Genomic DNA, 15,292 nt, shown 5'->3' with positions numbered 1-15,292 from the left:
CATGACCCAAGCCGATAAAATTCCACAAGAAATCCGCCTCCAAAAAGAGCGGCGCGTACTGACTTTGGTCTATGTTGACGGTGCCAAGAGCCTTCCTGCCGAATACCTGCGCGTGTACTCGCCCAGCGCGGAAGTGCGCGGACACAGTGCCGGCCAAGATGTTTTGCAAACAGGCAAAGCCGAAGTCAGCATTACCGATTTAGACCCCGTCGGCCAATACGCCTTGAAAATTACTTTTTCAGACGGCCACGACAGCGGCCTTTACGACTGGGACTATCTCTACCGACTGGCGCACAATCAAGATGCGCTTTGGCAAGACTATCTCGACCGCCTCGAAAAAGCCGGTGCGTCCAGAACGCCAAGTGCCGAAGATTTGAAACCCAAACACACGCATTCCTGCGGTAGCGGCGGTTGCGGCGGAAAGACCGTCTGAAAAAAAGGCGGACCGTAAGCTTGGATGACGGAAGGACGATTGACGGCAAAGCGTCCCTCTCCCCGCCCAAAAAAGGCCGAGAAGTGGCCATCTTCGGCGATACCAAAGCCTGTCCGCAGGCAGTACGCACCGCGCAAAACACAGACGTTTTGGCGCATGAAGCAACCTTTGCGGCAGGCGATGAAAAGACAGCGAAACGAGTGTTCCATTCAACCGTATCCAATGCCGCCAAGCTGGCTTTGCAGGCCAATGTGAAACAACTTTACCTGACCCACATCAGTGCACGTTATACCGAAGAAGAACAACGCCTGATGCTGGAGCGGCAGGCACAAACTATATTTCCCGCGTCGAAAGTGGTTGGCGATTTCGACGTATTCGATACCTGAATCCGTGTTATTTTAAGAAGGCAGACACTATGAGCGACCACAAAACCCATTTCGGCTTCACTACCGTTGACGAAGACGAAAAAGCAGGCAAAGTTGCCGAAGTCTTCCACTCCGTGGCAAAAAACTACGACATTATGAATGACGTAATGTCCGGCGGTCTGCACCGTGTTTGGAAACATTTCACCATCAATACCGCCCGCCTGAAAAAAGGCGACAAAGTATTGGACATCGCCGGCGGTACAGGCGATTTGTCCCGAGGCTGGGCGAAACGTGTGGGCAAAGAAGGTGAAGTTTGGCTGACAGACATCAACTCCTCCATGCTGACCGTCGGCCGCGACCGCCTGCTCAACGAAGGCATGATTCTGCCTGTATCGTTGGCAGACGCTGAAAAATTGCCGTTCCCCGACAACTATTTCAATCTGGTTTCCGTCGCATTCGGCCTGCGCAACATGACGCACAAAGATGCCGCGCTGAAAGAAATGTACCGCGTATTGAAACCGGGCGGCACCCTGCTGGTGTTGGAATTCTCCAAAGTGTACAAACCTTTGGAAGGCGTGTACGACCTCTACTCTTTCAAACTGTTGCCGATTATGGGCAAACTGATTGCCAAAGATGCCGACAGTTACCAATACCTCGCCGAGTCCATCCGTATGCACCCCGACCAAGAAACCTTGAAACAAATGATGCTGGATGCAGGCTTCGACAGTGTGGATTACCACAACATGAGCGCAGGCATCGTCGCCCTGCATAAAGGCGTGAAATTCTAAGGCCGTCTGAAACAAACACAAAGGGCGTGATTGATAGACACGCCCTTTGTTTTTTCAAACTTTATCCAAGCCAGTCTGACACAAACCAAAGGCCGTCTGAACAGCCGTAAAACGAAATCAAAAATTTCGGTTACACCATTCAGACGGCCTTAATATGTTCAAATCAGCTTATTTTCCTGCTTTCACACTTTGCCATTGACGGACCATAAATTTCAACGCCGCCGGCTGAATAGGCACCATGATAAAGCTGTTTTTCAAATCTTCATCAGTCGGGAAAATCGTATTGTCGTTTCTAAACTCTTCATCCATCAGCTCCTGAGCTGGTTTGCTGGACGGCGCATAAGTAACAAAATTGCCGTTTTTCGCCGCAACTTCAGGATCTAAGAAATCATTGATATATGCATGGGCATTGGCCACGTGTTTGGCATCTTTCGGAATCACAAACGAATCCACCCAAATCCCCACGCCTTCTTTCGGCATCATCACACGGATTTTTTCCTTGCCGCCCGCTTCTTCGGCACGACGTTTGGCAATGTTCAAATCGCCGCCAAAACCAATTGTTACGCAAGTATCGCCGCGCGCCAAATCATCGATAAAACCGGACGAAGTAAAACGCTTGATGTACGGACGGTTTTTCTTCAAGACTTCCGTAGCCGCCTTAATATCCGCCGTTTCGCTACTGTTTGGATTTTTACCCATATAGTTCAACACCATAGGATAAATCTCCGCTGCGCTATCCAAATAGCTGATGCCACATTGCTTGAGTTTGGACGTGTATTCGGGGTTAAACACCAAATCCCATTGATTGTCCGGTAATTTGTCCGTACCCAAAGCCTTTTTCACACGCTCGGTATTAATGGCGAAGGTGTTAGTCCCCCAATAAAATGGAACGGCATATTCATGATTCGGATCAACGCCTTCCATCAGCTTCATCAGTTGTGGATTGAGATTTTTATAGTTGGGAATCAGGGATTTGTCGATTTTCTGATACGCACCTGCCTTAATCTGCCTACCGACAAACGCATTGGAAGGACCCACGATGTCGTAACCCGACTTGCCGGTCAATACCTTGCTCTCCAGCGTTTCATCGCTGTCATATACATCATAAGTTACTGAGATACCGTGTTTTTTTTCAAACGCGGCAACCGTCTCGGGATCAACATATTCCGACCAGTTGTAAATGCTCAATACCTTTTGATTATCGGTTTGCGCCGCCTTGTCGGCAGAGTTTTTGTCCGAGCCGCCGCAGCCGGCCAATGCCAGCGCAGTCAGTACGATGAGGGGCAGATGTTTGGCCATTATCATTCCTTGCGTATCCGGTTGAAAAGAGAAAGGCATTATAAAGCAGGCAAGCCGGGGCGGATAGGCTTCATTGTTAAAAGATATCGACCTGCTTGAGGCCGTCTGAAAGACAGCTTGCCGCCAACTTAAAACCTTTCTGCCGATAGCTTGAAATATGGTTTTGCGGTAAGATAACGCCCATTCGTTTTTAATCTCAACGCGCCGTCCGGGCCGTCTGAAATCTTTGTACAAAATTTTATCGAGACATTATGAAAACCACCGAACTACGCCAAAAATTCCTGAAATTTTTCGAATCTAAAGGCCACACCATCGTCCGCTCCTCCTCGCTCGTGCCACACGACGACCCGACCCTGCTGTTTACCAACGCAGGCATGAACCAATTTAAAGACGTATTCCTCGGCTTCGACAAACGCCCCTACAACCGCGCCACTACCGCGCAAAAATGCGTACGCGCAGGCGGCAAACACAACGACTTGGAAAACGTCGGCTACACTGCCCGTCACCACACCTTCTTTGAAATGATGGGTAACTTCTCCTTCGGCGACTACTTCAAACGCGACGCCATCCACTTCGCTTGGGAATTCCTCACTTCTCCCGAATGGTTGAACATCCCCAAAGACAAACTGTTGGCGACCGTTTACGCAGAAGACGATGAAGCCTACAACATCTGGTTGAACGAAATCGGTATGCCTGCCGAGCGCATCGTCCGCATCGGCGACAACAAAGGCGCGAAATACGCATCCGACAACTTCTGGCAAATGGGCGACACCGGCCCTTGCGGCCCTTGCTCCGAAATTTTCTACGACCACGGCGAAGAAATCTGGGGCGGCATTCCGGGCAGCCCTGAAGAAGACGGCGACCGCTGGATCGAAATTTGGAACTGCGTATTCATGCAGTTCAACCGCGACGAACAAGGCAATATGAATCCGCTGCCTAAGCCTTCCGTCGATACCGGCATGGGCTTGGAGCGCATGGCCGCCGTCATGCAGCATGTTCACAGCAACTACGAAATCGACTTGTTCCAAGACCTGCTCAAAGCCGTTGCCCGCGAAACCGGCGCACCATTCAGCATGGAAGAACCCAGCCTGAAAGTCATCGCCGACCACATCCGCTCCTGCTCCTTCTTGATTGCAGACGGCGTATTGCCTTCCAACGAAGGCCGCGGCTACGTATTGCGCCGCATTATCCGCCGCGCCGTACGCCACGGTTACAAACTCGGTCAGAAACAGGCGTTTTTCTACAAACTCGTGCCCGATTTAGTCAAAGTAATGGGTGATGCGTATCCTGAGTTGAAAGAGAAACAGACACAGATTATGGAAGCCTTGCGCGCGGAAGAAAGCCGCTTCGGCGAAACGCTGGAAAAAGGCATGGGCTTGTTCAACCAAGTGCTCAACGGCATGAAATTCCTGAAACTGGAAAGCCTGCTGCCGCAAGACGGTGTGGGCAAACCACTGACATTGAAAACTGCAGATGGTGTGGAATTTACCGCCGCTTCCCGTGTTGCTCCGGGCAAAAAGCAAATCGTTATCCGTCCTCGAGTTTCAGGCAGCCTGAACGAAGGCATGTATATCGATTTGCAGGCTGCTTTGGAAACCACCCATATTCCCGACGCGGAAAAACAGTTTGCCGAAGCCTTGAATACCTACTTGATGAACAACATCGCCAACAGCAAACTCGTTATCGGCGGCGAACACATCTTCAAACTCTACGACACCTACGGTTTCCCCTACGACCTAACCGCCGACATGGCGCGCGAATTGGGTATCGATTTGGACGAAGACGGTTTCAACCGCGAAATGGAAGCCCAACGCGCCCGCGCCCGCGCCGCACAAAGCTTCAAAGCCAACGCCCAACTGCCTTACGACGGTCAAGATACCGAGTTTAAAGGTTATAGCGAACGCCAAACCGAATCCAAAGTCCTCGCCCTTTACAAAGACGGCGAGCAAGTCAACGAATTGAACGAAGGTGACGAAGGTGCCGTCGTTATCGACTTTACCCCGTTCTATGCAGAATCCGGCGGCCAAGTCGGCGACGTCGGCTATATCTTCGCAGGTGAAAACCGCTTTGAAGTACGCGATACCCAAAAAATCAAAGCGGCCGTATTCGGCCAATTCGGCGTACAAACTTCAGGCCGTCTGAAAGTCGGCGACAGCGTTACCGCCAAAGTGGATGACGAAATCCGCAATGCCAATATGCGCAACCACAGCGCAACCCACTTGATGCACAAAGCCCTGCGCGATGTATTGGGCGAGCACGTTGAACAAAAAGGCTCTTTGGTTACCGCCGAATCCACCCGTTTCGACATTTCCCATCCTCAAGCAGTAACTGCCGAAGAAATCGCCGAAGTCGAACGCCGCGTCAACGAAGCCATCTTGGCCAACGTTGCCGTCAACGCAGCCATTATGAGCATGGAAGATGCCCAAAAAACCGGCGCCATGATGCTCTTCGGCGAAAAATACGGCGACGAAGTACGCGTACTGCAAATGGGCGGTTTCTCTACCGAATTGTGCGGCGGTACACACGTTTCACGCACCGGCGACATCGGCCTCTTCAAAATCATCAGCGAGGGCGGTATTGCCGCAGGCGTGCGCCGTATCGAAGCCATCACCGGCCTGAACGCACTCAAATGGGCGCAAGAGCAAGAGCGTTTGGTTAAAGACATTATTGCCGAAACCAAAGCCCAAACCGAAAAAGACGTACTGGCGAAAATCCAAGCAGGCGCAGCACACGCCAAAGCACTGGAAAAAGAATTGGCACGCGCCAAAGCCGAACTCGCCGTCCACGCAGGCGCCAAACTTTTGGACAACGCAAAAGACCTGGGCGCAGCCAAACTCGTTGCCGCCCAAATCGAAGCCGATGCCGCAGCCCTGCGCGAAATCGTTACCGATTTAACCGGCAAATCCGACAACGCCGTGATTCTTTTGGCGGCAGTAAACGACGGCAAAGTCTCCCTGTGCGCCGGTGTATCCAAACCGTTGACTGGCAAAGTCAAAGCAGGCGATCTGGTTAAATTTGCAGCCGAACAAGTCGGCGGCAAAGGCGGCGGCCGTCCTGACTTGGCGCAAGCCGGTGGTACAGATGCCGACAAATTGCCTGAAATGTTGGTAAGCATTGAAAATTGGATAAATGAAAAACTCATTTAATCTGAATTGATGAATTTTAAATATGCCAATCAAAAATTATCATTTGATTGGCATTCTAATATTTTCTTAATAATAAAGGGATACATATGCTAATTCACTCTTTTGAATTCCCATTACCTGATAAATTAGAAGTAAAAAAAATTTTGCAATTAGCGTGCGATTGGATTATTGGTAGTAAGCATTACATCTTATCAAAAGATGACTTTAATGGACTACTTGACAAAACTGATGAAATTATTGAAAAAGGAAATGAAAAAGTAGAATTTGGATATGCAAATTTTCCAAATATATCTTCTTCAATTGGGGGGATTAGATTCTCAAAACAAGACAAAGATAATACTACTTGGGTGACAACTATTGTTTCGTCTAAAAATCATAACCAACATTTTATTAGTATTCAATTAAGTTGTGAATTATCTCAAGCTTCCTTGCAAATACCTAAGGCTAAAAAGCCATATATTATTAAACAAATTCTAAAAGAATATAGTGGAGGTATGGATGGACAAATTCCTGTCTCAGATAAGGCAATTCTTTTAAAAGAAGGTGAAGAAGAAATTGCTGCAGCATTGATTCAAGATGTAGCAGAAAATATTTTGCCTATTGTCTACATTAGTTATGATCCTGAATCAAATCAACATCTAATAGATTACAAAAAAATTGCTAAAAACCTTTCTGGAAATGCGCATGTAATTGTAGAACCAAGCCGTAAGTTCTCTATGAAATTAAGAAGCCTCTCAAATGCTAAAAATGTATTTAATGGTACAATTGGCGTTTACTGGCCTCAAAATGGACGAAAATCATATTTCCTTACTGATTCTATTGATACGCCGAATAAGTTAGAACGTAATATCCAAGAGGATATTATTCAAGCACTACTCAACAAAAGACAGACAACACAATGCAATTGGTTATATTTAAAAGAATGTATTTCAAAACAAAGAATTGATCAATTAAGAAAAAATTCTACTGATGTAAACGTAGAAGAATATATTAATGCATTTGATGATGAATTAAGAATCAAAGAAGAAAGACTAGAAGAGGCAAATAAAGAAATTGCAAAGCTAGAAGCAGAGAATCGAAGATTAAATTCTACTAATTTTAGTCGCTCCCAAGGAGTCTTAAACTATGGAAATGAACAAGATCTATACGATTATGAAATCCGAAGTTTTGTAGTAGATGCTTTAAAGTATACTTTAGAAAATAACACAAAAGAGGATTCTAGAAAATATCATATATTGTATGACTTATTTAATCATAATAAATTAGATGAAAAAAAAGATTTTCGAATCATAAAACAAGATAGACTTAAACGTATTATGAATGATTACCAAAAAATGACTCCTAAGACTTTAGAGGAGTTAAAAAATTTAGGGTTTGATCATTCAGATGAAGGAAAACATCATAAATTTGTTTTTTCCAATGATGGCAGATACACTGCAACCATTTCTAAAACAAGTAGCGATTATCGTGCAGGTAAAAATTTCGCACGAGATGTAGCAAATCAAATTTTTAAATAAATTTTCAAAGGGCGCAATTCACACACGCCCTTTTATTTGAATCTTAGATATTAAAGCTAGTTATTCCTTCTCAACCGTAAAAAACAGTTCTTCCTGTTTCAAAGCATTGCCGTCTGCATCGGTTAATGCTGCTTCTGCTGCGGAAAACTTGATAACGGCGAGGCTGAGGCTGCCTTGTTCAGTCAGTGCCGTATTAAGCAAGCCGTAGCCTGCATTCCCACCAACCGCGTGCGTGGCTACGCCACACACCCTACCTGTGGGCGACGCAAACCTTAAGATTAAGGTGTAGGGTGTGTGCGGTACGCACGCACGCGGTTTTTGTTGCTACCGAATGATTCCAAACCATGCCGTAATCCAGTTAGCAGCAAACGCAGCTTGAGTCATGTACCAACAAAACTCAATATCAAAGGCCGTCTGAATTTCAGACGGCCTGAGACCTTTGCAAAATTCCTCAAAATCCCCTAAATTCCCACAAAGACATTTAGGGGATTTTTCATGAGTACCTTCTTCCAGCAAACCGCACAAGCCATGATTGCCAAACACATCGACCGCTTCCCGCTATTGAAGTTGGATCAGGTGATTGATTGGCAACCGATCGAACAATACCTGAATCGTCAAAAAATCCGTTACCTCCGAGACCACCGCGGCCGTCCCGCCTATCCCCTGTTGTCCATGTTCAAAGCCGTCCTGCTCGGACAATGGCACAGCCTCTCCGATCCCGAACTCGAACACAGCCTCATCACCCGCATCGATTTCAACCTGTTTTGCCGTTTTGACGAACTGAGCATCCCCGATTACAGCACCTTATGCCGCTACCGCAACTGGCTGGCGCAAGACGACACCCTGTCCGAACTACTGGAGCTGATCAACCGCCAACTGACCGAAAAAGGCCTAAAAATAGAGAAAGCATCCGCCGCCGTCGTTGATGCCACTATTATTCAGACCGCCGGCAGCAAACAGCGCCAGGCCATAGAAGTTGATGAAGAAGGACAAGTCAGCGGCCAAGCCACACCGAGTAAAGACAGCGATGCCCGTTGGATAAAGAAAAACGGTCTCTACAAACTTGGTTACAAACAACATACCCGTACCGATGAGGAAGGCTATATCGAGAAACTGCACATCACTCCCGCCAATGTCCATGAGTGCAACCATCTTTCCCCTTTGTTGGAGGGTATTGCCGAAGGCACGACCGTCTATGCCGACAAAGGCTACGACAGTAAGGAAAACCGGCAACATCTGAAAGAGCATCGGTTGTTAGACGGCATTATGCGTAAAGCCCACCGCAACCGTCCGCTGACGGAAGCACAAACCAAACGCAACCGATATTTGTCGAAGACCCGTTATGTGGTCGAACAAAGCTTCGGTACGCTGCACCGTAAATTCCGCTACGCCCGGGCAGCCTATTTCGGGCTGATCAAAGTGAGTGCGCAAAGCCATCTGAAGGCGATGTGTTTGAACCTGTTGAAAGCCGCCAACAGGCTAAGTGTGCCTGTTGCTGCCTAAAAGGCGGCCCGGATGCCTGATTAATCAGGTATCCAAGGGGGATTAAGGGGGGATTTGGGTAGAATCAGTGGATATTTGAAACAAAAACAGCCGAAAATCTTTGTTTGGATCTCGGCTGTCGGAAGGAAAGGAATTTTGCAAAGGTCTCGGCCTTTTTGTTTTCATTTCAAGCTAATATTTAAGCTTTTTATTCAATCATCTAACAATCAATCTTTCTCAACTGTAAAAAACAGTTCTTCCTGTTTCAAAGCATTACCGTCTGCATCGGTCAATGCTGCTTCTGCTGCGGAAAACTTGATAACGGCGAGGCTGAGGCTGCCTTGTTCAGTCAGTGCCGTATTGAGGATAACGCCTGCTTCTTCCTCGCCGACTTTGACGGCAATACCGGCAGCTTCTAAGGAATCTCCGCTTAATACGGCCAGACCGCGTTTGACTTGACCTCGGTATTGGGCACGGGCGATGATTTCTTGGCCGGGGTAGCAGCCTTTACGGAAATGAACGGCGCCGATGATGTGTTGGTTGAGCATTTGGGCAACAGCCGCTTCTTTGGTTGCGGCGCAAATCCACGGATAGCCGCTGCGGATTTCGTGCAGGCTCCATGCGTTTTCGGCTTCTGCTTGATATTCTGCTGCGTTTTCGGCTGCTGAAATTTTCAGACGGCCTGTGTGCGGCAAGGCGATTTCTACGGTGTTTTCTTGAATTTGGGCTGGGAAAGACAGTTGCGGTTCGGTAGCAGGATGTGGTGCTGCATTGTCTGCCAACTCGCCGCTTACTGCCAAATCAGGCATCAGCTCGAAGACGACCTTTGCACGCAAGACAAACATTCTCAGACGTTTGACGATGGCTTCGGTCAAATCTTGCGCCATGACCAACAGTAAATCTTCTCCGCGATTGACGACCAGCATATTCGCCAACACACGGCCCTTAGGCGTATTGTATGTGGCGTAACATGCCTGACCGGAAGCTAAATTATTAATATCGTTGGATAATTGGCCATGAAGAAATGAAGCTCTGTCTTCACTGCTGACACGGACAACGCCGAAAAAAGGCAGGCGGGTTTGCATAATCGACTCCTTAAATTGTAGATGCTGAATTATCGCCCAAATTGCCGCTTATTATCAAATAAATAAATTCAGGCCGTCTGAATGTTTCAGACGGCCTGTTGTTTGGATTCAAGCAATCAAAATTATTTGATGCTGACTTTGCGGATAATCACGGCTTCGGTCGGTACATCTTGATGGAAACCGCGTGTCGCTGTTTTCACTTTGCTGATTTTACGGACAACGTCCATGCCGGAAGTAACTTTACCGAAAACGGCATAGCCGTAGCCTTGAGGGGTTTTGCTTTTAAAATTCAAAAAGTCGTTGTCGGCCGTATTGATAAAGAACTGGCTGGTTGCGGAATTCGGATCGCCGGTGCGCGCCATGGCGATGGTGCCGACGTTATTTTTCAAGCCGTTGTATGCTTCGTTGTTGATGGCTTTATCGGTGGACTTTTGAACCATTTTCTCGGTAAATCCGCCGCCTTGAATCATAAAATTGTCGATAACGCGGTGAAAAATCGTGTTGTCGTAAAAACCTTTTTTGGCATAATTGACAAAGTTTGCCACGGTTTTCGGCGCTTTGACTTCATCCAACTCCAGTTGGATGTTGCCCATATTGGTTTCAATCACGGCATGGGTAACCGCTTGCGCTTGCACGGAGAGTGAGAGTGCGAGGGCGCACAGGGTCAGTTTGATGGATTTTTTCATATGTCTTCTCGAATGATGTATTGTGAAAATGGAATATTAACCTTGTTTCGCGTGAAATCCATAAAAAACATGTAAGATTTTTCAAGCAAAAAACATAAAGCAATCAAATCAGGCCGTCTGAAAAGGGATAAAAAACAAATTTTGCTTTTTATCATTCCCTTTCAGACGGCCTGCTATTACGGTCAAACCGAAATCAGATTAGAAATCCAATTCCGCTTTCAGCCAGTAAGTACGCGGCATACCGACGACGGCGAAGCTGCGGTCGTATTGGCCGCGTTGTACCTGCCAGTAGTTTTTGTTGAACAGGTTTTCTACCGAGCTGCTGACGGTTAAAGTATTTTTGCCGAGCTTGGTTTTGTAGCGCGCGCCTACGTCAACCAAAGTGTAAGATGGGAAGGCGTATTGTTTTTGCGTGTCTTGGTAAGACTTGCCGAAATACGAAACATTGCCGTTCAAGGTCAAGCCCTTGGCAAACGGTGTATCCCATTCCACGCCTGCTTTGGCAATCACGCGCGGATTGGCAACTTGTACGCCGTTAACCAGCATATCGCGTGAATTTGGATAGTCTTTCACGGTCGATTGCAGATACATCAGACCCAAAGTCGGACGCAAAGTATTGTTGAGCAAATTCGCATATGTATTGAACTCAATACCGCGACTGCGTTCCATGCCTTGCTCGTCACCGGCTGCGCCGCCCAAAGCTTTATACGCCGCGAAGTCTGTTTTGCTGGTGGTAGAACCGCGCCAGTAGCCCGGACGTTTGATTTGGAACGCGTTTAACGTGGTCACGAAATTGCCCCAGTTTTTACGCACACCCACTTCAAACTGACGGCTGACACGCGGTTTGGACATGGTGGTATTGCCGTCATCGTCGGTTTTAATGTCGGCTGGCTCTAAGTCTTCCATGTAGTTGCCGTAGACGACTAAATCAGGTTGCGGCACCCATGCGGCCATAAACATAGGGCTAAAACGTTTGGCATCGCCACTTTGACCTGCTTTTTTATCGGTATATTCAACCGCTTGGAAACGACCTCCCAAAGTCAGACGGTATTTGTTGTCGGCAAAACCCAGTGTGTCGGACAAAGCCAAGCTGTTGACTTTGATATTGGCATCAAGATTGGCAGAGCTTTCCCAATCGGTTGCATAGTCCGGTTGGAAAGAATCAAGTTGCGCTGCAATATCGCTGCTTGCAGAAATTTTCGCGCTGCTGCTGCCTGCTGACAAACCGCGCGTAGTGGCGCGTTGACGGATAACGCGGTCAAAAGCCGTACTCCAGTTGTGCGTTACAGGGCCGGTTTCAAATTCGCCTCGCGCAGACAGGTTCATGCTTAAAGTGCGGAAGTATTGGTCGGTCAGACGGGCAGTACCGGTGTTGTAGTCATAGTTGCGGGCCGTTACTTTGCCGCTGGCGTTTGTGTTTTGCGCATCGGTACAAGTACTGGTGGCATTCAAACATACAGTAGGGGAAATCAGCGTACCGTAATAACGCGCTTTGTTGTAGCCGATACCGCCTGTAATCTGTGCATTGTCGAACGCATCCCATTCAAACGTCAGCATATTGGTTTGGCCGACGGTGTTTTGCCAGTTCCAAGAAGGCAGCAGGTTGGTTTTACCGTCAGGTGCATCAAACAGACGGCCTTGCAGGTTTTGAATGTCCTGCATACGCGCGCGGCCGCCGTTGGTTTTGCGTTTCGCGTAGATGGAATCGAATGCCACACGCAGTTTTTCGCCGCGATAATCGGCATTTAAGGCAAATTCTTTGTTGTCCTCGCTGTAGCCGTGGCGCGGGGTGTCGCCGTGACGCAGTTTGCCGTTGGCGCGTACGCCGAATTCTTTGTTTTCGCCGAAACGTTGGCCCAAGTCGAACGTACCTTGGGCGCGGTTGTTGCTGAACCAGCCCAAACCGATTTTGCGGTTGCCTTCGTCGGCGGCTTTTTTGGTTTCGATATTGACGGAACCGGATACCGCGCCTTCAGGGTCCATGCCGTTTACGGCGGTGGACGCGCCTTTAATCAGTTGTGCGGAGCCGACTTGCACGCTGGCCGTACCTTGTGTGCCATACATACCGGCCAAGCCGTTGACGCTGAATTGGCGCGAGTCAAGCTGATAACCGCGGAAATACAGGCCGGTCAAGGTATTACTTTCGCCGCCAAACTGCCAAACGGAAGCGTCTTTTTTCGCTACGGCATCTACCAAAGTACGCGCTTCGGTATTATTGAGGGCTTTTTCGTCGTAATTGACCACGGTAATCGGAGCGGTAAAGGCATTGGCTTTACCCAATACACCCAAATTCACACGGTCGCGCATATCGCCGTCACTGGCAATAGAATACGAGCGTGCGGCCTTCACGCGTTTGGCGTTGGCGTGGACTTTGACTTCCTGCACTTCTGCATGGGCTTCGGGAGCAGGGGTGGCTTCATCGGCGGCGTAGGCGAATGCGCTTGCAACCACAAGCGGCATTAAGGCTAATTTGCTTTTCATAAATTCCTTCTGAGTTGAAATATTAATAATTCTTATATCGGGTAAAAAATTACAAAGTAATTTAGCTTTGTGATTATATTTGATAAGATTCCTACTTTCCACAAAAACAAATAAGAACTGTTTGTAAATACAAAAATACAACAGTTTGAAAAACTATTTTCATAGTGATCATAATTTAATAAATTTGCCGTCCTTTTCAGACGGCCTTTACGACCCTTTTAGAGAATACACCCATGCAAAAATGGCAAACCGAGCTTTATTCCTCACCGTCTTGGTTGGTGCAGACCTTGTTGATGGTCGCCGCAGCTTCGGCGGTGATTCTGTTTTTTGCACGCAACACGCGCTTCGGGCGCGAGTTTAGCTATATCCTGCGGCTGTGTCTGACGCCGAAAAGTGCAGTTAAAGTATTGCTGCTGATTACGGCGATGATTACGCTGCTGCTGACCGAAGTGCGGTTGAATGTGTTGAGCACCTTTATGTCCAAAGGGCTTTACGACTCGATGCAGGATTTGAATGCCTCCGCGTTTTGGATGTTTGCGGCGATGAATGCAGGCGTGGTGTTGATACGGGCGTTTAACAACGTCGTCAACGACTTTCTCGATCAAGGCTTGGCGATTAAATGGTCGGAGCGGCTGAATGAAGTTTTGACTTCACGCTGGCTTGCCGACAAAAACTACTACCGCCTGCAAATGCGCCGCCATGCGCCGGACAATATCGACCAGCGTATCCAACAGGATGCGCAGGAATTCATCGCTTCAACCATCGAATTTGTGCGCGGCATGGTCAATTCGGTCGTTACCTCGCTGGAATTTGCCGTTGTTTTGTGGGGTTTGGCGGGCATCCTGACCGTGTTCGGCTTCGACATTCCGCACGGCATCGTTTGGTTTGTCTATATGTTTGTGATTTTGGCGACCTTTATCGCCATGTGGATAGGCAACCCTTTGATTCGTTTTAATTATGAAAACGAAAAACTCAACGGCGACTACCGTTATTCCCTTGTCCGCGTGCGCGACCATGCCGAAAGCGTCGCGTTTTACAACGGCGAAAAACACGAACACGACCAGCTTGCCGACCGCTTTAAAGCCATCATCCGCAACCGTTGGCGCATTGCACGGCAAAGCGTCTGCCTGAGCGGCTTTAACGATATGTTTACCAACGGCATCAAGCTCTTTCCCATTATTTTGCAAGCTCCGCGCCTGTTTGCCGGACAAATCAAAATCGGCGACATCCAGCAAACTGTCCAAGCCTTCGCACGACTGCAAAACGCGCTGTCTTTCTTCCGGATGTTCTACAACAAATTCACCGCCTACCGCGCCCGATTGGAGCGTCTGTACGGTTTTTTGCTGAGTACGGAAGAACAACACGCCGCACAACAACCCGAGCTTACCGAAGTTTCAGACGGCCTGATCTTGGAAAACGTCGCCCTATACCGCCACAACGGCGAAGTTTTATTAGACGGCATCAATATCAACCTCAAAAGCGGCAATTCCCTACTGATACGCGGCCCGAGCGGTTGCGGCAAAACTTCGTTGCTGCGTGCACTGGCTGGACTTTGGCCTTTCGGCAGCAGCGGTAAAGTCAACCATCCGCCGCATCAAGACATCCTTTTCCTGCCGCAACGCCCGTACACGGCGCAAGGCAGCCTGCGCGATGCGATTTGTTACCCCGATATCGACAAACAACATCCCGAACTAATCGACGCCATGAATACCTGCCGATTAGGTTATCTGGTTGATAAATTAGATAAAACCGATGACTGGCAACATAAACTCTCCCCGGGCGAACTGCAACGCGTCGCCTTCGTCCGCGCCCTGCTCTCGCAGCCTAAAGTCATCCTGCTCGACGAAGCCACCGCCGCCTTGGACGAGCCGACCGAAGCCATGCTCTACCGTGCTTTAAAACAAAAACTGCCCGACAGCATCATCATCAGCATCGGACACCGCAGCACGCTCAACGAGTTCCATGATTTATGCCTTGATGTCGGTTATGTACAATGCTGAATTAAGGGCA

11 protein-coding genes and 1 pseudogene are annotated in these 15,292 nt (G+C 48.3%); 7 read left to right on the top strand and 5 right to left on the bottom strand.

The genetic code is table 11. The features are described from left to right. Position 1 precedes the first annotated feature (1 nt). Genes RRV97_RS02260 through ubiE form a run of 3 tightly spaced genes read left to right on the top strand, consistent with a single transcriptional unit; the run spans position 2 to position 1,586 of the window. A complete protein-coding gene (locus RRV97_RS02260) occupies positions 2-433 on the top strand; it encodes a DUF971 domain-containing protein (protein ID WP_315611837.1) in 432 nt (143 codons plus the stop codon). A 20-nt stretch (positions 434-453) separates the two neighbouring features. Next, a complete protein-coding gene (locus RRV97_RS02255; protein ID WP_315611836.1) occupies positions 454-819 on the top strand; it encodes an MBL fold metallo-hydrolase in 366 nt (121 codons plus the stop codon). A gap of 29 nt (positions 820-848) precedes the next feature. Continuing rightward, entirely contained in the window at positions 849-1,586 is a 738-nt protein-coding gene (ubiE, locus tag RRV97_RS02250; protein WP_003746386.1) for a bifunctional demethylmenaquinone methyltransferase/2-methoxy-6-polyprenyl-1,4-benzoquinol methylase UbiE, read from the top strand. 168 nt (positions 1,587-1,754) lie between these two features. Here ubiE and RRV97_RS02245 read toward each other — a convergent pair whose 3' ends face one another. Continuing rightward, positions 1,755-2,885 (bottom strand): polyamine ABC transporter substrate-binding protein, encoded by a 1,131-nt coding sequence (locus RRV97_RS02245; protein WP_114926232.1) that lies wholly within the window; start codon positions 2,883-2,885, stop codon positions 1,755-1,757. Between the two features lie 251 nt (positions 2,886-3,136). Here RRV97_RS02245 and alaS point away from each other — a divergent pair, with 251 nt between their 5' ends. Together alaS and RRV97_RS02235 are read left to right on the top strand one after the other, a co-directional pair. Then, the gene (gene alaS / locus RRV97_RS02240) at positions 3,137-6,031 is read left to right on the top strand and encodes an alanine--tRNA ligase (RefSeq protein ID WP_315611835.1); all 2,895 of its coding nucleotides are present in this window, start codon (positions 3,137-3,139) and stop codon (positions 6,029-6,031) included. A gap of 86 nt (positions 6,032-6,117) precedes the next feature. Beyond that, a complete protein-coding gene (locus tag RRV97_RS02235) occupies positions 6,118-7,548 on the top strand; it encodes a hypothetical protein (RefSeq protein ID WP_315611834.1) in 1,431 nt (476 codons plus the stop codon). A 60-nt stretch (positions 7,549-7,608) separates the two neighbouring features. Here RRV97_RS02235 and RRV97_RS02230 read toward each other — a convergent pair. Then, a pseudogene (locus RRV97_RS02230) lies at positions 7,609-7,749 on the bottom strand (folate-binding protein); the annotation flags it as partial. Positions 7,750-8,043: 294 nt separating this feature from the next. Here RRV97_RS02230 and RRV97_RS02225 point away from each other — a divergent pair. Further along, a complete protein-coding gene (locus RRV97_RS02225; protein WP_315611151.1) occupies positions 8,044-9,051 on the top strand; it encodes an IS5 family transposase in 1,008 nt (335 codons plus the stop codon). A 206-nt stretch (positions 9,052-9,257) separates the two neighbouring features. Here the strand turns inward: RRV97_RS02225 and RRV97_RS02220 are convergent, their stop codons facing one another. From RRV97_RS02220 to RRV97_RS02210, 3 genes are all read right to left on the bottom strand, one after another. After that, entirely contained in the window at positions 9,258-10,115 is an 858-nt protein-coding gene (locus RRV97_RS02220) for a folate-binding protein YgfZ (RefSeq protein WP_315611833.1), read from the bottom strand. 122 nt (positions 10,116-10,237) lie between these two features. Beyond that, the gene (locus RRV97_RS02215) at positions 10,238-10,801 is read right to left on the bottom strand and encodes a peptidylprolyl isomerase (protein ID WP_315611832.1); all 564 of its coding nucleotides are present in this window, start codon (positions 10,799-10,801) and stop codon (positions 10,238-10,240) included. 198 nt (positions 10,802-10,999) lie between these two features. Continuing rightward, entirely contained in the window at positions 11,000-13,282 is a 2,283-nt protein-coding gene (locus tag RRV97_RS02210) for a TonB-dependent receptor (protein ID WP_315611831.1), read from the bottom strand. Positions 13,283-13,515: 233 nt separating this feature from the next. On the opposite strand from RRV97_RS02210, the gene RRV97_RS02205 reads away from it, so the two are divergent. Continuing rightward, positions 13,516-15,282, top strand: coding sequence for an ABC transporter ATP-binding protein/permease (locus RRV97_RS02205; protein WP_315611830.1), 1,767 nt, complete (start codon positions 13,516-13,518; stop codon positions 15,280-15,282). The last annotated feature ends 10 nt before the right edge of the window (positions 15,283-15,292 follow it).

This window comes from Neisseria sp. DTU_2021_1001991_1_SI_NGA_ILE_055 (genome assembly GCF_032342915.1).
GTDB lineage: Bacteria > Pseudomonadota > Gammaproteobacteria > Burkholderiales > Neisseriaceae > Neisseria.
The sequence above is the reverse complement of the archived record's forward strand: the minus strand, read 5'-3'. Positions and strand labels throughout refer to the sequence as shown.

What these genes read in the sequence shown, in the direction of transcription:
- RRV97_RS02260 (WP_315611837.1), top strand. Translation starts at nt 2, where the DNA reads ATGACCCAAGCCGATAAAATTCCACAAGAAATCCGCCTCCAAAAAGAG.
- ubiE (WP_003746386.1), top strand. Translation starts at nt 849, where the DNA reads ATGAGCGACCACAAAACCCATTTCGGCTTCACTACCGTTGACGAAGAC.
- RRV97_RS02245 (WP_114926232.1), bottom strand. Translation starts at nt 2,885, where the DNA reads ATGGCCAAACATCTGCCCCTCATCGTACTGACTGCGCTGGCATTGGCC.
- alaS (WP_315611835.1), top strand. Translation starts at nt 3,137, where the DNA reads ATGAAAACCACCGAACTACGCCAAAAATTCCTGAAATTTTTCGAATCT.
- RRV97_RS02235 (WP_315611834.1), top strand. Translation starts at nt 6,118, where the DNA reads ATGCTAATTCACTCTTTTGAATTCCCATTACCTGATAAATTAGAAGTA.
- RRV97_RS02225 (WP_315611151.1), top strand. Translation starts at nt 8,044, where the DNA reads ATGAGTACCTTCTTCCAGCAAACCGCACAAGCCATGATTGCCAAACAC.
- RRV97_RS02220 (WP_315611833.1), bottom strand. Translation starts at nt 10,115, where the DNA reads ATGCAAACCCGCCTGCCTTTTTTCGGCGTTGTCCGTGTCAGCAGTGAA.
- RRV97_RS02215 (WP_315611832.1), bottom strand. Translation starts at nt 10,801, where the DNA reads ATGAAAAAATCCATCAAACTGACCCTGTGCGCCCTCGCACTCTCACTC.
- RRV97_RS02210 (WP_315611831.1), bottom strand. Translation starts at nt 13,282, where the DNA reads ATGAAAAGCAAATTAGCCTTAATGCCGCTTGTGGTTGCAAGCGCATTC.
- RRV97_RS02205 (WP_315611830.1), top strand. Translation starts at nt 13,516, where the DNA reads ATGCAAAAATGGCAAACCGAGCTTTATTCCTCACCGTCTTGGTTGGTG.